Below are 18416 nucleotides of genomic sequence, written 5' to 3' on the forward strand. Positions count from 1 at the left end.
CACAATGCCTCCGGCGATCCCGATCGCGACATACCGACTGCAACTCACTGCCGATTTCGACTTCGATGCCGCCGCCGGCGTGACGCCCTATCTGAAGGCGCTCGGCATCAGCCATGTCTATGCGTCGCCCTTCATGAAGGCGCGCAAGGGCTCGACCCACGGCTATGACGTCGTCGATCACACCAAATTCAATCCGGAGCTCGGCGGCGAGGAGGGCTTTGCGCGGCTGAGCGATGCATTGAAGCGCCATGATCTCGGCCTGATCCTGGATTTCGTGCCGAACCATGTCGGCGTTCACTTCGCCGACAATCCGTGGTGGCTCGATGTGCTGGAATGGGGACCGGTGTCGCCGCACGCGATCTCCTTCGACATCGATTGGGACCAGCTGCCCTATCGTGCGCGCGGCGGCGTGCTGTTGCCGATCCTCGGCTCGTCCTATGGCCAGGCGCTGGAGCGCGGCGACATCGAGCTGCGCTATGACGCGAACGAGGGAAGCTTCTCGGCCTGGTATTTCGAGCACCGCCTGCCGATCGCGCCGGAGCGCTATGGCGAGGTGCTGCGCACCGTCGTCCGCGAGGCCGCCGCCGAAGACAGCCCGACCGGACGCGCGATGCTCGAGCTCGCCGCGCAATACCGGGGGCTGCGTCACCCCAACCGCGCCGAAGCGCCGGCGCTGAAGGCGGCGATCAAGGCGATCGAGGGCGGTGCCGACATCATCGCACGCGGCCTCGATGCCTATCGCGCCGGTGAGGACCGCCCGACCCAGACGCTGGCACTGCATCATTTGCTGGAACGCCAGCACTACAAGCTCGGCCACTGGCGGCTGGCGTCCAGCGACATCAACTATCGCCGCTTCTTCGACGTCAACACGCTGGCCGGCCTCCGGGTCGAGGACGCTGCTACCTTCGAGGCGAGCCATAGCCTCGTCAAGCGGCTGATCGCGGAAGACCGGCTGCAGGGCCTGCGGCTCGACCATATCGACGGCCTGCGCGATCCCGCGCAGTATTTCCAGCGGCTGCGCCGTCTGGTCCGCTCCGCGCAGGGCACGAAGGCCAGGCCGTTCTACATGGTGATCGAGAAGATCCTCGGCGAGGACGAGAAGCTGCTGAAATTCAGCGGCGTTCACGGCACCACCGGCTATGAATGGATGAACACGATCAGCCAGGCACTGGTCGACGGTCGCGGCCTCGATCCGCTCAACGAGATCTGGCGCCAGATCAGCAACCAGTCGCCGAACCTGACGCCGGTGTTGCGCGAGGCCAAGCAGCGCGTGCTGGAGACGCTGCTCACCAGCGAATTCACGGTGCTGACGCGGCTGCTCGCGCGCATTGCCAGCGGACACTACTCGACCCGCGACTTCTCCGGCGACAGTCTGCGGCAGGCTCTCGAGCTCTACGTGCTGCACTTTCCGGTCTATCGAACCTATCTCACCGCCTCGGGACCAGCCGCGCATGACCGCACGCTGATCAGCGAGACCATCAAGCGCGCCCGCGCCGACTGGTTCGCCGCCGACGAAGGCATCTTCGATTTCCTGCGCGATGCCTTAACCATGGACCTATTGCAGCCCGGCCGGCCGCCGCATGGCGCACCGAGGGTCCGGCGCTTCGCGCTGAAGGTGCAGCAATTCACCGGGCCGATGATGGCGAAGTCGCTGGAGGATACCACCTTCTATCGCTATCACCGGCTGCTGGCGCTCAATGAGGTCGGCGGCGATCCGGCGGCGAGCGCGATCGCGCCCGAGACCTTCCACGCCATGATGCAGGCCCGCGCCCGCGAATGGCCGCACGGCATGACGGCGACCGCGACCCACGACACCAAGCGCGGCGAGGACGCCCGCGCCCGCATCATGGCGCTTGCGGAAATCCCTGGCGAATGGACCAGCGCGGTGGCGCGCTGGAAAGTGATGAATGCGCCGCATCTGGTGCTCGACGGCGAGATGCGCGCGCCATCGGCGACGTTCGAATACATGCTGTATCAGGCCCTGCTCGGTGCCTGGGATCCCGATGATGCGTCGCTCGCCGCCCGCATCCAGGCGTACGCGCTGAAGGCGGCGCGCGAGGGTAAGCAGGAAACCAGCTGGCTCAATCCGCACGAGCCTTACGAGGCGGGCGTGAAAGCCTTCATCGAGCGGATCCTCGATCGCAAGGCCTCACCCGAATTTCTCCAAGCGCTGGACACGCTCGCGCAACGGACCGCGTTGATCGGCGCGCTGAATTCGCTCAGCCAGATCACGCTGAAGGCAACCATGCCGGGCGTGCCGGATTTCTACCAGGGCACCGAAAGCTGGGATCTTTCGCTGGTCGATCCGGACAACCGCCGCCCGGTCGACTTTACCGAACGGGCAGGAATGCTCGCCGCACTGGAGATGCCGGATTGGGATGCGCTGGCGCAAAACTGGCGCGACGGCCGTCTCAAATTCGCATGGACGCGGCATCTGCTACGGCTCCGCAGCGAGATGGCCGATGTGTTCACCAGCGGCGACTACGTGCCGCTCGCCGTCAGCGGCCCGCACCGCGATCACGTCATTGCCTTCGCGCGACGCCATGGCCGCGAGGCGGCCATCGTTGCGGTGGCAAGATCATTCGCCCCGTTCACGCAGGGCGGCCGCAGCTGGCCGCGCCCCGGAGCTTTTGAGGGTGAAATCGACGCAGCTGGATATGCGCTCAGGGATGGCGCAACCAGGATTCAGCTCCCGGAACTGTTCGGCAATCTGCCGGTTGCCGTGCTCAAGACAAGGGTCGCGGGGACGAAACGCACCGCCAAGCAGGCGCGCTCGCACGCCTGACGTCCTGCGTCAGCGCTTGGTCAGCAGCAATTGCCCGCGCTTGCGGATCGCCGCCTGCGCGACCTCGGCGAACCGTTGCAGCAGCCACGGCAGCGTCACCTCGACCCGCACATGGGCATCCTCGACATCGACATGCCCGGCCGCGACCTGCCCCAGCGCCCGGACGCGAAAGCTCATCCGGTTGTCGTCCCAGCGCTCCTCCTCGACGCTCATGACCGGCAGGTTCGCCGTCGCGCGCGACAGGCCCGTTTTCAAGCGGCGCATCGCCTCGTCGCGGCCGAGGCTATGGGGTATCGAAACGATCAGCGGCGCCGACATTGCGATGCACTCCTCCGTGGATTTCGTTGATGTAGTTCTGTTCCAAGGCAAACGGAAGAACCACACAGGTTTATCGCACCGCCAGCTCCGGAACCTTCACAGTTACGGGTTGTTTTCCTTCCCGAAGGGCAGAAACGAGACGGGCCCGCGGGGCTGAGGAGACGCTAGATGTCAATTGGAACGATCATTCTCATCATCCTGGTCATTGCGCTGCTTGGCGGCTTCAGCGGCATCGGCGGCGGACCGTTTTACGGCACCGGCTATTACGGCGGCGGCGGGCTCGGCCTGGTCATCGTGATCCTGCTGATCCTGCTGCTGATGGGACGATTGTAGCGCGCGGCGCCACTGCGCCCGATGATCCCCATCAATGACTGTCATCACCCGCGCAAGCGGGTGATCCAGTATTCCAGAGACGCTTGCGATTGAACCGATAAGCCGCGGCGTACTGGATACCCCGCTTCCGCGGGGTATGACGAACCAAGCCAGCGGCGCGCTTGCCCAACAGTTTCTACTGCGCGCCGAGCGTCTTCATCGCCGACTTGATCGACGACGCCGCGTCCTCGTAGCCATCCCAGGCCTTCGTCTTCGCGAGCAAGGCCGGCACAGTGCGCAGCGTGAATTTCTTCGGATCGAGATCACCGCGCAGCTGCGACCAGGTCAGCGGCATCGACACCGTCGCCCCCGGACGCGCCCGCGGCGACAACACCGCGACTGCCGTCGACATCCTGTCGTTGCGCAAATAGTCGAGGAAGATCTTTCCCGTGCGCTTGGCCTTGGACATGTTGATCAGATAGCGCTCGGGATCGTCCTGCGCCATCCACTGGCAGATCGCCTGCGCGAACGCCTTGGCCTCCTTCCACGTCACCTTGTCCCTGCTGCCTGCGAGCAGCGGCGTGACGACGTGCAGACCCTTGCCGCCGGTGGTCTTGCAGAAGCTTTCGAGGCCGACCGCGGTCAGCCGTTGCCGCATATCCTTGGCGGCGTCGATCACGTCGGTGAACGCGACATCGGGCGCGGGATCGAGATCGAACACCAGCCGGCCCGGCGTGTCATAGGCATCCGGCGCGCAATTCCAGGGATGCAGTTCGAGGCCGCCGAGCTGCGCGACCGCCGCCAGGCCCTCGATCTGGTCGATCTGCAAATAGGGTTTGCGGTCGCCCGAGACCTTCGCAAGCTTGAGCAATTTTGATGTGCCGGCCATCGCATGGCGCTGGAAGAAGGTCTCGCCCTTGATGCCGTCGGGCGCACGCACGATCGAGCACGGCCGGCCCTTGAGATAGGAAATCATCCATTCGCCAACCGCCTCGAAATAGTTCGCGAGGTCGAGCTTGGTCACCGGCTCGCCATCGCCCGCATCAGGCCACAGCGCCTTGTCCGGGTGCGAGATGACGACACCCATCACCTCGCTGGACGCCTTCCCGGCGCCCTTCTTCGCCACGCCCTTGGCCATCGGCTTCACCACTTTGGTTACAACCGGCCGCTCGGCCTCGACCTCGTGCGCCGGCTTGTCCTGGCGCAGGCCCTTGAAGGCGGCCTGGCGGATATTGCCGGCGTCGGTCCAGCCGGCGAACTCGATCTCGGCGACCAGCTCCGGCTTGAGCCAGTGCACGTCGCGGGTCTTCTTCGGCGCGTCCTTGCCGCCGAACGGGCTCTTGTCCGCCTCCGCCGCCTTCAGCGCCGGCATGATGCGGCGGACCGTGTCCTGGCCGAAGCCGGTGCCGACGATGCCGACAAAAGCCAGATGATCGCCGCGATAGACGCCCGCCATCAGCGAGCGGAATTTGCCATTGGTGGTCTTCCAGCCGCCGAGCACCACCTCATGGCCGGCGCGGATTTTTGCCTTGGTCCAGTCGTCGGAGCGGCCGGAACGATAGGCACCGTCGAGCCGCTTGGAGACGATGCCCTCGAGGCCGAGCTTGCGCGCGGATTCGAGCACCGCCTCGCCGCGCTGCTCGAAATGTTCGACATAGCGGATCAGGAGGTTCTTGCCCTTGCGCGCCGCGAGCAACTGCTTCAGCCGCGTCTTGCGCTCGGCGAGCGGCAGCGGGCGCAGGTCTTCGATGCCGGCGAACAGCAGGTCGAAGGCGTAGAAGATCAGCCGATCCGTCTTGCCGTCGGAGAGCGCAGCCTGCAGCGTCGAAAAATGCGGCGTGCCGTTCTTGTCGAGCGCGACGATCTCGCCATCGATCAGCGCGTCGGGCAGCTTCGAAGCCTCCTTCACGATCGCGGCGAACTTGGCGGTCCAGTCGAGCCCCTTGCGCGTCTTCAGCACGGCCTCGCCGTCTTCGACGCGGAGCTGCACGCGGTAGCCGTCGAACTTGATCTCGTGGCACCAGCCCGTGCCATTGGGTGGAGACTCCACCGCGGCGCAGAGCTGCGGCGCGACGAAATCGGGCATCTCCGATACCTGCTTCGGTTTCGCCTGCCGCGCCACTTTCAGCCGGTCCTTGGGCGCCGGCGCCTTGGTCCTGGCGCGCGCGTCCGCAGCCATGCCGTGGTTGGACTGCCAAACCGCGTCCGCCTTGGCCTTGCCGTTGCCCTTGGCCAGCATGAACGGCTTGGGCGCCCGGCCCTTGCCGGCCGCGATCTGCGCCATCGAGCGTCCGGAAGCGACCGAACGGTCCTCGTCGAGGACCTCCTCGCCGTTGCCGTCAACGGCATATTCGTCGCGGTGCTTGATCAGGAGCCAGTTGGTGCGCTTGCCGCCAAAGCGGTCGCCCTTCATCCGCACCAGTACCCAGCTGCCGTGCAGCTTGTCGCCCTCAAGCGTGAACTTCAGGTCGCCCTTCTTGAAGCCGCGCTCGGGATCGTCCGATTCCCAGGTGCCGCGATCCCACAGTTGCACCGTGCCGCCGCCATACTGGCCTTCGGGAATGGTGCCTTCGAAATCGCCATAGTCGAGCGGATGATCCTCGACCTCCACCGCCAGCCGCTTGTCATGCGGATCGAGCGACGGCCCGCGCGTCACCGCCCAGGACTTGAAGACGCCGTCGAATTCGAGCCGCAGATCGTAATGCAACCGCGTCGCGTCGTGCTTCTGGATGACGAAGCGCCGCTGCTTGCTGGGTGCGACCTTGACGTCGCCTGACGGCTCGCTGGTCTTCTCGAAGTCGCGCTTCTTGCGATAGGTGGACAGGTTTCTCAGCGACACAACAAACCTCGGCAAACCTCGGCGCAAACGACGGCCGCCGCCTCCGTGCGGCCATCAGGAACCAAAACCCACGGTATCCGTTCAAGTTCCAAACTCAAGCTGTTTGGAGGCGATCATGGCCGCTCCTCGCGCCTACTGGAAAGGCACGCTCAAGCTCTCGCTGGTGTCATGTCCGGTGGCGCTCTACCCGGCCTCGACCGCGGTCGAGAAGACCCGCTTCCACATGATCAACCGCGAGACCGGCAACCGGCTGAAGCAGCAGATGGTCGATACCGAGACCGGCGACGTTGTCGAGGGCGACCAGAAGGGCCGCGGCTACGAGGTCAGCAAGGGCAAATATGTCGAGATCGAGAAGGACGAGCTCGAAGCGGTCCAGATCGAGAGCAACCATACCATCGACATCGACAGCTTCGTGCCCGAGGGCGAGATCGACAAGCGCTATCTCGACCACCCCTACTACATCAGGCCCGACGGCAAGGCCGGCGTCGACGCGTTCGCGGTGATCCGCGACGCCATGAAGGATCAGGACCGCGTCGCGCTGGCGCGGATCGTGCTGACCAACCGCGAGCATGTGATCGCGATCGAGCCGCTCGACAAGGGCATGCTCGGCACCACCCTGCGCTACCCCTACGAGCTGCGCGACGCCGACGATTATTTCGACGACATCAAGAGCCCGAAGGTCACGAAAGACATGATCGAGCTCGCCGGCCATATCCTCGACAGCAAGGCCGCGCATTTCGATCCGTCGAAATTCAAGGACGAGTATGAGTCCGCACTGAAGGCCCTGGTCCGCCGCAAGGCCGCCGGCAAGCCGATCAAGGCCGCCGAGCGCGAGGAGAAGCCAAGCAACGTGGTGAGCCTGATGGACGCCCTGCAGCAGAGCCTCAAGGGCGGCAAGAGCGGCGCAAGGCGCTCGCGCTCCACCGCGCGCCGCCCGACCTCGCATCGCCGCGCCGCCAAGAAAACGCACAGGTCAAACGCGCGGCGACGCAAGGCGGGGTGAGGCAAATTTCACTCGTCATGCCCGGGCTTGCCCGGGCATCCATCGACTTGGTCAGAACGACGTGGATGGCCGGGTCAAGCCCGGCCGTTACGAAGCAGGCAGCCTAACCCTACTTCTTCTTCGAGCTCTTCCGCTTCTTGGCTGTCTTGCGCTTCTTCGCCGTCTTCTTGGACGACTTCTTCGGGACCTTCCTGCCCTTGGCGCGCGCCTCGGACAGACCGATCGCGATCGCCTGCTTGCGGCTCTTCACCTTCTTCTTGGAACGGCCGCTGCGCAGCGTGCCGGCCTTGCGTTTCTTCATCGCGCCCTCGACATCGCGCGATGCCTTCCGCGAATATTTCCTTGCCATGGTTTCTCTCCCGGTGAGGGAAAGTAATCCTCGCCGCGAGCAATGGTTCCAGATCGCGGGTTGTGAGCCGTCCGGCGCTTGTGCCTAGTCCGCCGCGCGCAGCCGATAGCCGATGCCGGTCTCGGTCAGCACGAATTGCGGACGCTCCGGGTCGGCCTCGATCTTCTGGCGAAGCTGGCGCACATAGACGCGCAGATATTGCGCGTCGGTCAGTTCGTCCCACAATTCCTTCAAGAGGAAGCGGTGGGTCAGCACCTTGCCGGCATGCTGAACCAGCACGCGCAACAGGTCATATTCCTTCGGCGATAGCTTGATCTCCCTGTCGCCGACCTTGACGATCCGGCGCACCAGGTCGACCGAGAGATCGCCGGAGCGGAACACCGGCCGCTCGCCCTGCACCTGCAACTGGTGCCGCAGCGCCGCGCGCAGCCGCGCCAGCAATTCGTCCATGCCGAACGGCTTGGTCAGGTAGTCGTCGGCGCCGAGGTCGAGCGCCTGCACCTTGCCGGCCTCGTCGCCGCGGCTCGACAGCACCACGATCGGGACGCTCTCGTTGCGGCCGCGGATCATGCGCAGGAGGTCATGGCCCTGGATGTCGGGCAATCCGAGGTCGAGGATGATCAGCGCGGGTCCCTCACCCAGCATCTCCAGCGCCAGCTTGCCGTTGGATGCCTCGAGGATGTCATAGCCCTGCGTACTCAGCCCCATCCGCAGCAGCTTGCGGATCGGCGGCTCGTCGTCGATGACCAGGACCTTGATCGGCGTCGCGTTCATGCAGCAGTGTCCAGCGCGTTGGTGTCGGCGGGGATCGGCAGGCGGATGGTGATGACGGCGCCGCTACGGTCGGCGCGGTTGGCCGCCGCGATCGTGCCGCGCATCGCCTCGACGAAGCCGCGCGAGATCGCAAGCCCAAGGCCGGTGCCGGGACGGACATGATCGCCCTTCTCGGCGCGATAGAATTTGTCGAACACGCTTTCGAGCTCGGCCGCGGGAATCCCGTTGCCTTCGTCGAGGATCTGCAGCGCGATGGTGTCGCGATCGCGCGCGCCGCGGATCGAGATCGTGGTGTCCGACGGGGCGTATTTGGCGGCGTTATCGAGCAGGTTGAACAGCACCTGCTCGAACAGCACGGCGTCGAGCTCCAGCATCGGCAGGTCGGCCGCGAGCTCCAGCGATACCCGGTGATGCACCAGGATCTTGCCCGCCCGGCGCAGCGCGCTGCCGACGATCTCGCCGACATCGTGCCGCGCCGTGTTCGGCACGATCGCGCCGGATTCCAGCTTGGTCATGTCGAGCAGATTGGCGATAAACCGATTCAACCGCTCGGACTCGTCGATCACGGTGGCGAGCAGATCGTGCTTCTGCGCATCGCTCAGGTTGGCGCCGAGGTCGCGCAGCGCCGAGGCCGAGCCGAGCACCGAGGCCAGCGGCGTCTTGAGATCGTGCGAGATCGAGGTCAGGAGCGCGCCGCGCAGCCGGTCGGATTCCACCGTGCGCTTGACGCGATCCATGTCCTCGACCAGCAGCACGCGCTCGATCGCCAGCGCGCCCTGGTCGACCAGCGCATCGAGCAGCCGGCGTTGGTCCGGCGTCAAGAGCGGCCCGGTGCGGTCGTCGTCGATGCCGATCACCCCGATCGGACCGCGGCCGGTGCGCATCGGCAGGAACAGCCGTTTTCCGCCCGGCAGCGTATCCGAGCCGCGGCCGGCCGGGCGATCATTGCCCCAGGCCCAGTTGGCCGCGGCGAGATCGGCCTGGTCGAGCTGATCCTCCGGGGGATAGCCGCTCTTGACGGTCAGCATCCCGTCCTCCGGCAGCAGCAGCACCACGCGCACCTTGAGCATCAGCGCAATCTGGTAGGCGGTCGCCCACAGCACGTCGTCCAGCGTCGCGGTGCCGGCGAGCTTGCGGCTGAAGGCGTAGAGCGACTCGGTGGTGCGGACCCGGCTGATTGCGGTGTCGGCCTGGGTGCGCACCCGCGCCGCGACGTTGGAGACCAGGAGCGCGATCAGCATGAAGAAGAAGAACGCCGCGACATTGGTCGGGTCGGTGATGGTGAAGGTATAGACCGGCGGCAGGAAGAAGAAATTGTAGCACAGCGAGGCCGCGACGCTCGCCAGCAGCGACGGCCCGAGGCCGTAGCGCGCGGCGGCGCCGACCACGGCGGTGAGGAAGACGAGGTCGACATTCTCGATGCCGAAGAACGGCTGGATCAGCTTGGCCGCGCCGAGCCCGAGCGCCGCCAGCAGCAGCGCCATCAGATAGGGCCGCGGATTGAACGGCTCCTGCCGCTGCGCGGTCTGCACCGCCGCCTTGCCGACCGGCAGCTCGTCGCCGGCAATCACGTTGACGCTGATATTGCCGGCGCGGCGCACCAGATCGTGCACCACGGACCCATGCGTCAGCTCGAACCAGCGCGAGCGCGTCGACTTGCCGATGATGATCTGGGTGACGTTGTTGGCCTGGGCGAAATTGATGACGTCGTCTGCAATGCGGCGGCCGACGCCTGGCAGCGTCAGCGCCTCGCCGCCGAGCGATTCCGCGAGCCGCATGGTGTCGGCCAGCCGGTCGCGCTGCTCGTCGGAAAGTTGCAGGCTGCGCCGCGTCTCGATGCTGACCGCGGTCCATTGCGCATGCAGCCGGTCGGCGAGGCGCTTGGTGTAGCGCACGAGGCCGGCCGCGCGCGGATCCTCGCTCAGGCAGACCAGGATGCGCTCGCCGGCGGCCCAGGGTCCGGCAATCGCATTGGCCTGCATATGGTTGAGCAGCTGCTCGTCGACCCGCTCGGCGGTACGGCGCAGCGCCAGCTCGCGCAGCGCGGTGAGATTGCCGGGCGAGAAATAGTGCTCCAGCGCCCGTTCGGCTTGTCTCGGTACATAGACCTTGCCCTCCTTCAGCCGCTGGATCAGATCGTCGGGCGTCAGGTCGATCAGCTCGATGGCATCGGCGCGATCGACCACCGAGTCGGGCACCGTCTCGCGCACCCGCACATGGGTGATCTGCGCGACGACGTCGTTGAGGCTCTCGATGTGCTGGATGTTGATCGCGGTGTAGACGTCGATGCCGTGCGACAGCAGTTCCTCGACGTCGAGGTAGCGCTTGGGATGCCGGCTGCCCGGTGCATTGGTATGGGCAAGCTCGTCGACCAGCGCGAGCTGCGGCCGCCGCGCGATCAATGCGTCGAGGTCCATCTCCTCGAGCGTCTGGTCGCGATAGGTTAGCCGCTTCCGCGGCAGCACCTCGAGGCCCTTCAGCAGCGTCTCGGTCTCGACCCGTCCGTGGGTTTCGACGACGCCGACCACGACGTCGACGCCCGCCTTGAGGCGGGCGTGAGCACTCGAGAGCATCTCGTAGGTTTTGCCGACGCCGGGGGCGGCGCCGATGAAGATCTTCAGCCGTCCCGATCGATCGGTCTCCCGGCGCGCCGCCTCCAGCAGCGCATCCGGCGAGGGTCGTTTGTCAGGGTCGCGCTGATTGGCCATACCGCAATATAGTCATCCTGCGAGGGGCAGCCTACTCCCCTATTTCGGCTTTGCCGCGTCGAGCGCCAGGTTGAGCGCAAGAACGTTAACACGGGGCTCGCCGATCACGCCGGCGAAGCGGCCCTGCGTGTTCTGCGTCACCAGCTCGCGCACCGCGTCCTCGGACATGCTGCGCGCCTTGGCGACCCGCGGCACCTGGAACAGCGCGGCGTCCGGCGAGATGTCCGGATCGAGCCCGCCGCCCGACGTTGTCACAAGATCGACCGGCACGCTGGCGGACGGGTTCTCCGCCTTCAGCTTCTCGACGTCCTCCTTGACCCGGTCGTTCAGCGCCTTGCTGGTCGGGCCGAGGTTGGAGCCGCCGGAGTTGGCCGCGTTGTAGGGCGCCGGCACGGTCTTGGAGGCATCGTTCGGATCGGGCGCGACCGTCGCCGACGGCCGGCCGTGGAAATATTTGTCCTCCTTGAACTCCTGCCCGATCAGGGCGGAGCCGATCACCTTGCCGTCCTGCTCGATCAGGCTGCCTTGCGCCTGCCGCGGGAAGATGACGCCGGCGATCCCGGTGATGGCGAGCGGATAGGCAAGGCCGGTGATCGCGGTCAGCAGGACCAGCACGAGGATGGCGGGGCGGATTTCTCTCAACATGATTGCGGCTCCTTAAGCCAGGCCCAGGGCGGCGACGACGAGGTCGATCGCCTTGATGCCGATGAACGGGATGATGATGCCGCCGAGGCCGTAGATCATCAGGTTGCGGCCGAGCAGCGCGCCGGCACCGACCGCGCGATACTTGACGCCCTTCAACGCCAAGGGAATCAGCGCGATGATGATCAGCGCGTTGAAGATGATCGCCGACAGGATCGCGCTCTGCGGGCTCGCCAGGTGCATGACGTTCAGCACCTGGAGCTGCGGATAGAACGCGAGGAACATCGCGGGGATGATCGCAAAATATTTTGCGACGTCGTTGGCGATCGAGAACGTGGTCAGCGCGCCGCGGGTCATCAGCAGCTGCTTGCCGATCTCGACCACCTCGATCAGCTTGGTCGGGTTGGAATCGAGGTCGACCATGTTGCCGGCCTCGCGGGCGGCCTGCGTGCCGGTGTTCATGGCGACGCCGACATCGGCCTGCGCGAGCGCCGGCGCGTCGTTGGTGCCGTCGCCGCACATCGCGACCAGCTTGCCCTTGGACTGCTCGTCGCGGATCAGCTTGAGCTTGTCCTCGGGGGTTGCCTGCGCCAGGAAGTCGTCGACGCCGGCCTCTGCCGCGATCGCGGCCGCGGTCATCGGGTTGTCGCCGGTGATCATCACGGTGCGGATGCCCATCCGGCGCAGCTCGGCAAAGCGCTCGCGGATGCCGCCCTTGACGATGTCCTTCAGATGCACGACGCCGAGCAGCTTGCCGTCCTTCGCGACGGCCAGCGGCGTGCCGCCGGCCTTGGCGATCTCGTCGGCGATCGACTGGATCTCGCGCGCTTCGGCGCTCATCGTCGCCGCGACCGCGCGGACGGTGTTGCCCGAGGCGACGGTGCGGGGCGAGCCGCCGTCGACATAGGCGAGGATGGCGTCCACCGCGCCCTTGCGGACCGACGAGGAGCCTGCATCGATGCCGCTCATGCGGGTCTGCGCGGTGAACGGCACGAACGTCGCGGCAAGCTCATGCATGTCACGGCCGCGAATGCCGTATTTCTCCTTGGCCAGCACCACGATCGAGCGGCCTTCCGGCGTCTCGTCGGCTAGCGAGGCAAGCTGCGCCGCGTCGGCGAGGTCCTGCTCGGCGACGCCGCGGATCGGACGGAACGCGGTCGCCTGGCGGTTGCCGAGCGTGATGGTGCCGGTCTTGTCCAGCAGCAGCGTGTCGACGTCGCCGGCAGCTTCCACCGCGCGGCCGGACATCGCCAGCACGTTGAAGCGCACCAGGCGGTCCATGCCGGCGATGCCGATCGCCGACAATAGCGCGCCGATCGTGGTCGGGATCAGCGTCACGAACAGCGCCACCAGCACCACGACCGAGATCGAGCCGCCGGCATAGGCCGCATAGCTCGGGATCGTCACCGTGGCGAACACGAAGATGATGGTGAGGCCTGCCAGCAGGATGTTGAGCGCGATCTCGTTCGGCGTCTTCTGCCGCTCGGCGCCCTCCACCAGCTTGATCATGCGGTCGATGAAGGTCGAGCCCTGGGCTGCGGTGATGCGGACGCGGATCCAGTCCGACAGCACCTGGGTGCCGCCGGTGACCGCGGAACGATCGCCGCCGGACTCGCGGATCACGGGCGCGGATTCACCCGTGATCGCGGCTTCATTGACCGACGCCACGCCTTCGATCACCTCGCCGTCGGACGGAATGTTGTCGCCGGCCTCGACCAGCACGACGTCGCCGACCTTCAGCGAGGTGCCGGGCACCATGCGATAGGTCCGGTCGGTGCCGGTGAGCAGCTTGGCCTGGCTCTCGGTGCGGGTCTTCTTCAACGATTCCGCTTGCGCCTTGCCACGGCCTTCGGCGACGGCCTCGGCAAAGTTGGCGAACAGCACCGTGAACCAGAGCCAGAGGATGATCTGGAAGGTGAAGCCGAGATTGGCGCTGCCGGTGACGAGGTCGCGGACGAAGATCACCGTGGTCAACGCGGCCACGACCTCGACCACGAACATCACGGGGTTCTTCGCCATCAGCCGGGGATCGAGCTTGACGAAGGCCGAGCGGATCGCCGGCACCAGGATCTTCGGGTCGAACATGGTCGACGCCGTCACCTGCTTTTGCAGTCTTGTGGTTTCCATGGTTGCACTCCGGACAATTCGATCAGAACAGGGTGTTGGCGTTCATGGCGAGGTGCTCGACGATCGGCCCGAGCGCCAGCGCCGGGAAGAAGGTGAGACCGCCGATGATCAGGATCACGCCGATGACGAGGCCGACGAACAGCCCGCCGGTGGTCGGGAACGTGCCCGCCGAGGCCGGGATCGACTTCTTCTCGACCAGCGAACCCGCGATCGCCATCGCCGGCACGATCATGAAGAAGCGGCCGACGAACATCGCGGAAGCGAGCGTCAGATTGTAGAACAGGGTGTTGCCGGTGAGGCCCGCGAAGGCCGAGCCGTTATTGCCGGTGGCCGAGGTGAACGCGTACAGCACCTCGGTGAAGCCGTGCGGGCCGGAGTTGGCCATCGAGGCCACCGCCGACGGCAGCACCACGCCGACCGCGGTCCAGCCGAGATACATCAGCGGCAGCACCAGGATCGCGAGCATCGCCATCTTGACCTCGCGCGCCTCGATCTTCTTGCCGACATATTCCGGAGTGCGGCCGACCATCAGGCCGGCGACGAAGATCGCAAGCACGACGAACAGCAGCATGCCGTAGAAGCCGGCGCCGACGCCGCCGATGATGACCTCGCCGAGCTGCATGTTGATCAGCGGGATCATGCCGCCGAGCGCGGTGAAGCTGTCATGCATGGCATTGACCGCGCCGCAGGAGGCGGCAGTCGTGACGACGGCGAACAGCGAGGACGCGACGATGCCGAAGCGGAGCTCCTTGCCCTCCATGTTGCCGCCGGTGAGGCCGAGCGCGTGCAGCGCCGAGGTGCCGTTGGCTTCCGCCCAATAGGTCACAGTGACGCCGGCGACGAACAGGATGCCCATCACGGCGAAGATCGCCCAGCCCTGGCGTTCGTTGCCGACCATGCGGCCGAACACGTTGGTCATGGCGGCGCCGAGCGCGAAGATCGAGACCATCTGCACGAGGTTCGACAGCGCGGTCGGATTCTCGAACGGATGCGCGGCGTTGGCGTTGAAGAAGCCGCCGCCATTGGTGCCGAGCATCTTGATCGCGACCTGCGAGGCCACCGGCCCGAGCGCGATGGTCTGCTTGCCGCCCTCCAGCGTGGTGGCGTCGACATAGGCGCCAAGCGTCTGCGGCATGCCCTGCCAGACCAGGAACAGCGCGTAGACGACGCAGATCGGCAGCAGCACGTAGAGCGTGCAGCGCGTGACGTCGACCCAGAAATTGCCGACGGTGCGCATCGACGAGCGGGTGAAGCCGCGGATCAGCGCCATCGCCAGCGCGATGCCGGTCGCCGCCGACAGGAAGTTCTGGTGGGTCAGGCCGACCATCTGGACCAGATAGGACAGCGTGCTCTCGCCGCCGTAGTTCTGCCAGTTGGTGTTGGTGATGAAGGAGATCGCGGTGTTGAAGGAAAGGTCCTCGGCGACCGCCGATTGCCCGGCCGGATTGAACGGCAGCACCGCCTGCAGCCGCATCAGGCCGTAGATGATGGCGAAGCCGCCGACATGGAACAGCAGCATGGCGACCGTATAGGTCAGCCAGTGTTGCTCACGGCGCTCGTCGACGCCGCCGACCCAGTAGATGCCGCGCTCGACCGGGCGCAGCACGGGCGACAGGAAGGTGCGCTCGCCGTTGAACACGCGGGTCATGTACCAGCCGAGCGGTTTGACCAGCGCGGCAACGATCGCGCAGAACAGAATAATTTGAATCCAGCCGATGACGGTCATTGCGTCAAACCTTTCGAATGGGAGCGAAGCGCAGCATCGACGCGAACAAGCCGAGCAACAGCCCGGTTAGCACCGCGTCGGCTAACAGAATTGTGCAAAGCGTTGACATCGCGGGCCGCCTAGAAGCGTTCGGGCCGCAGCAATGCGTAAGTGAGGTAGAACAGCAGGCCGAGCGAGACGAGGCCGGCGAGCGAGTAATCGAAGATCATCGCCGCCTCCCCTATAGCCGTTCGCAGGCGTAGGCGTAGCCGATGCCGGCCGCAAAGAAGCCGACCGCAAGCGCCGCCATGAGAATGTCCATCATGAGAGACTCCTATGCGTCCGAGGAGGCGCGGTGGGCGACCGTATAAGCGCTCCGCGCCGGATGGCCGTGAGGTGCCATCCGGGGCATAGGTTTTCGAGAGGTGGCGAATAAGGACGTTATAGGAATCCTATAAAGGTGGCAGGCGCTCTCCGCAGTCGTCCCGGCGAAAGCCAGGACCCATAACCACAGGGCCGAGTTTTGCGATGGCTGGGGCCCCAACCTGATCTCACAAGCAGATTCGGTGGCAATGGGTCCTCCGCCAGGACGACAGCTTGGTCTTTATGGAATCCCTATATCTCCGTCCCCCGCCTCATCTCGTTTTCAAATGGCGGTCCGGCCATTTTTGGCTTGCGGCCAATACCCCGGGCCGCGCAAGACGAGATGACGCCATGTCAGTGCTTTCCCAAAACACCTCCATCGATCTCGGCGAACGGCTGCGCGACGCCTATGCGGTCACAGCCGAATTCATGGCCGACATCATCAGCCAGACCTGCCGGCGCTTTCCCTCGGTCGGACAGAGCGGCAAGACCCGCCGGGTCGAGCGGCTGATCCAGTCAGGCGCCTGGACCGACGCCGCGATCGCGCTGCTCGATCTGGAACTGCCGCAATGGCAGATCCGCCGCCTGGTCTATGACGAGGGCGAGTGGCATTGCGCATTGTCGCGCGAACGCGAGCTGCCCGACTGGCTCGACCAGTCGATCGAGACTCACCACACCGATCTTGCGCTTGCGATCCTCAGCGCCTTCGTCGAGGCGCAGCGGATCTCCGCACCCGATAGCCGAACCAGCGTGCCGACGGTGCGTCGCGACACGCGGGCGCTGTACGAGCCGCTGTTCGTCGACAATATCGGCTGATGGCGGCGCGGCCGTGGACACCAAACAACTGCCGCGGCAGCTGCAGTCGGTCCAGGTCATGGTCCGGTTCGGCTTCCGGCTTGCCATCATGATCGGCTTTGCCGTGTTCGCCGGCGCCGGCTTCGGCAAGGGCCTCGTCACGCTGTTGTGGATGTCGGCCGTGATCTGCGCCTTTGCCGGGATCGCCAAGCGCGAAATGCCGTTTGCCGCAAACCTCAACCACTGGGACGAGATGACCGCCTATGTCGCGCTGTGCGCGCTCGGCACCGGCATCGTCCAGCGCCTCTAGACCATCCCCACAAATCCTATGCCGCTCCTATGAAGTCGGTCGTCCTTCGCGCTCGATTTCATATCCGGCAAATCAGACATTGATCGCGTGACCGTGACTGAAGCGTGTTCGAACGAACCGGATACCGGTTCGCGTGAGGAAAACGCGTCAGAAACAACAAGAAGGACCACCACCGTGAAACTCGTCGAACCTCCCTCGTGTAGCGCCGCGTCCACCGTCGTCTTCATCGGCCGCAACCATCGCGGCCAGTGGGTCGCCCAGCAACAGAACGGCCTCTATGGCGGCCTGTTCGTCAACCGCGCCCAGGCCCTCAAATACGCGCTGTTCGAGAACGGCCAGCATCCTGAAATGATCGTCGAGTTGTCGCGAGAGATCGAGCTCGATATGCGCGGCGAGACCGCGAGCTTCCCCGCAAGCCGCGTGGCATGAGCCACCCATGACCTGGCAAACGGCTGCAAAAGCCGACCTGGCCGGATGGCTGTCGGGCTTCATCCCCGATCTTCCGACCCCCTTCAACCATCGGGGCGAGATCGACGCGGACGCGTTCGGCCGGCTGTGCGAGCGCCAGATCGCGGCGGGTGCCACCGCGCTGGTGGTCGGCGAGACCGCAGGTGAAAGCGCGACGCTGGAGCCTGCGGAACGCGCGCAGCTCGTCCGCATCACGGCCGACGTCGCGCGCAAGCGGGTCCGCATCATCGCCGGCGCCGGATCAAATGCGACCGGTCATGCCGTCACGCTGGCCCGGGCCGTGGAAGCGGCCGGCGCCGACGCCGTCATGTCGGTCGTGCCCTATTACAACAAGCCGATGCCACAGGGCACGGCGGCGCATTTCCGCGCCGTCGCCGCGGCCACTACGCTGCCTGTCATCCTGCACGACATTCCGTCGCGCACGGTCAATGGCCTTGCCGACGAGACGCTGCTCGAGCTCGCCGCATCGCCGCGCTTCGTGGGTTTACGCGACGGCAGCGGTGACGTTGCCCGGCTGGCGCGCCTGCGCTCACGCCTGCCGGCGACATTCCGGATGCTGACCGGCGACGATGCCTCCTCGCTGGCCTGGCTCGCCACCGGTGGCGATGGCTGCATCTCGGTCGTGACGAACGTCGCGCCCGATCTATACGTGGCCGTTCACAGGCATTTCCGCGAGGGACGATTGTATCAGGCGCGGGAGTTGCACCAGCGCCTGGTGCCGCTTGCGACCTTGCTGGAGCGCGAGCATCCCGCCGCATTGAAGTTCGCGCTGGCGCTTCTGGGATTCATGCAGCCGGCGACGCGGCTGCCGATCGTGCAATTGAACGGGTCGGCAAAGGCCGAGGTCTCGCAGGCGATGGCTGAGCTTGCCGACGAGTACCTCGCAGCCGCGCATTGAGATTTGCCGACCCGACATAT

The 18416-nt window shown here is 65.7% G+C and carries 16 protein-coding genes; 7 read left to right on the forward strand and 9 right to left on the reverse strand.

The genetic code is table 11. From position 1 onward, the window contains the following. Positions 1–4 precede the first annotated feature (4 nt). Positions 5–2785, forward strand: a complete 2781-nt coding sequence (gene treY / locus AKL29_RS04365; RefSeq protein ID WP_050383263.1) for a malto-oligosyltrehalose synthase — start codon at positions 5–7, stop codon at positions 2783–2785. 9 nt (positions 2786–2794) lie between these two features. Here treY and AKL29_RS04370 read toward each other — a convergent pair whose 3' ends face one another. Then, entirely contained in the window at positions 2795–3103 is a 309-nt protein-coding gene (locus AKL29_RS04370; protein WP_028332694.1) for a polyhydroxyalkanoic acid system family protein, read from the reverse strand. A 168-nt stretch (positions 3104–3271) separates the two neighbouring features. Here AKL29_RS04370 and AKL29_RS40300 point away from each other — a divergent pair, with 168 nt between their 5' ends. Beyond that, positions 3272–3436 carry a DUF3309 family protein gene (locus AKL29_RS40300; protein ID WP_082190472.1) on the forward strand — a complete coding sequence of 55 codons (165 nt, stop codon included), beginning with the start codon at positions 3272–3274 and terminating at the stop codon, positions 3434–3436. 175 nt (positions 3437–3611) lie between these two features. Here AKL29_RS40300 and ligD read toward each other — a convergent pair whose 3' ends face one another. Then, positions 3612–6254 (reverse strand): DNA ligase D, encoded by a 2643-nt coding sequence (ligD, locus tag AKL29_RS04375; RefSeq protein WP_050383264.1) that lies wholly within the window; start codon positions 6252–6254, stop codon positions 3612–3614. Between the two features lie 115 nt (positions 6255–6369). Between ligD and ku the strand changes: the two genes are divergently transcribed. Further along, complete coding sequence (gene ku, locus AKL29_RS04380; RefSeq protein WP_028332696.1) at positions 6370–7257, forward strand: non-homologous end joining protein Ku; 888 nt, start codon at positions 6370–6372, stop codon at positions 7255–7257. Between the two features lie 109 nt (positions 7258–7366). Here ku and AKL29_RS04385 read toward each other — a convergent pair whose 3' ends face one another. From AKL29_RS04385 to AKL29_RS04415, 7 genes are all read right to left on the reverse strand, one after another. Next, entirely contained in the window at positions 7367–7606 is a 240-nt protein-coding gene (locus AKL29_RS04385) for a DUF6496 domain-containing protein (RefSeq protein WP_028332697.1), read from the reverse strand. Positions 7607–7690: 84 nt separating this feature from the next. Beyond that, entirely contained in the window at positions 7691–8380 is a 690-nt protein-coding gene (locus AKL29_RS04390) for a response regulator (protein WP_028332698.1), read from the reverse strand. Next, positions 8377–11088, reverse strand: coding sequence for a sensor histidine kinase (locus AKL29_RS04395; protein WP_028332699.1), 2712 nt, complete (start codon positions 11086–11088; stop codon positions 8377–8379). The genes AKL29_RS04390 and AKL29_RS04395 overlap by 4 nt, the downstream gene beginning before the upstream one ends. 39 nt (positions 11089–11127) lie before the next feature. Beyond that, on the reverse strand, positions 11128–11733 hold the full coding sequence (locus AKL29_RS04400; protein ID WP_050383265.1) for a K(+)-transporting ATPase subunit C: 606 nt from the start codon (positions 11731–11733) through the stop codon (positions 11128–11130). 12 nt (positions 11734–11745) lie between these two features. After that, positions 11746–13857, reverse strand: coding sequence for a potassium-transporting ATPase subunit KdpB (gene kdpB, locus AKL29_RS04405; protein ID WP_028332701.1), 2112 nt, complete (start codon positions 13855–13857; stop codon positions 11746–11748). 22 nt (positions 13858–13879) lie between these two features. Next, positions 13880–15583 carry a potassium-transporting ATPase subunit KdpA gene (kdpA, locus tag AKL29_RS04410; RefSeq protein WP_028332702.1) on the reverse strand — a complete coding sequence of 568 codons (1704 nt, stop codon included), beginning with the start codon at positions 15581–15583 and terminating at the stop codon, positions 13880–13882. 119 nt (positions 15584–15702) lie between these two features. After that, positions 15703–15792: a K(+)-transporting ATPase subunit F gene (locus AKL29_RS04415; protein WP_016846764.1), complete on the reverse strand. Its 90-nt coding sequence runs from the start codon at positions 15790–15792 to the stop codon at positions 15703–15705. Between the two features lie 484 nt (positions 15793–16276). On the opposite strand from AKL29_RS04415, the gene AKL29_RS04420 reads away from it, so the two are divergent. From AKL29_RS04420 to dapA, 4 genes are all read left to right on the forward strand, one after another. After that, positions 16277–16741 (forward strand): hypothetical protein, encoded by a 465-nt coding sequence (locus tag AKL29_RS04420; RefSeq protein WP_050383266.1) that lies wholly within the window; start codon positions 16277–16279, stop codon positions 16739–16741. A gap of 13 nt (positions 16742–16754) precedes the next feature. Continuing rightward, positions 16755–17030, forward strand: coding sequence for a hypothetical protein (locus AKL29_RS04425; protein WP_028332704.1), 276 nt, complete (start codon positions 16755–16757; stop codon positions 17028–17030). Positions 17031–17204: 174 nt separating this feature from the next. Continuing rightward, on the forward strand, positions 17205–17459 hold the full coding sequence (locus tag AKL29_RS04430) for a hypothetical protein (protein WP_028352033.1): 255 nt from the start codon (positions 17205–17207) through the stop codon (positions 17457–17459). 7 nt (positions 17460–17466) lie between these two features. After that, complete coding sequence (gene dapA / locus AKL29_RS04435) at positions 17467–18396, forward strand: 4-hydroxy-tetrahydrodipicolinate synthase (RefSeq protein ID WP_050383267.1); 930 nt, start codon at positions 17467–17469, stop codon at positions 18394–18396. Positions 18397–18416: the final 20 nt, after the last annotated feature.

This window comes from Bradyrhizobium pachyrhizi, assembly GCF_001189245.1.
In the GTDB taxonomy this organism is placed as follows: Bacteria; Pseudomonadota; Alphaproteobacteria; order Rhizobiales; family Xanthobacteraceae; genus Bradyrhizobium; species Bradyrhizobium pachyrhizi.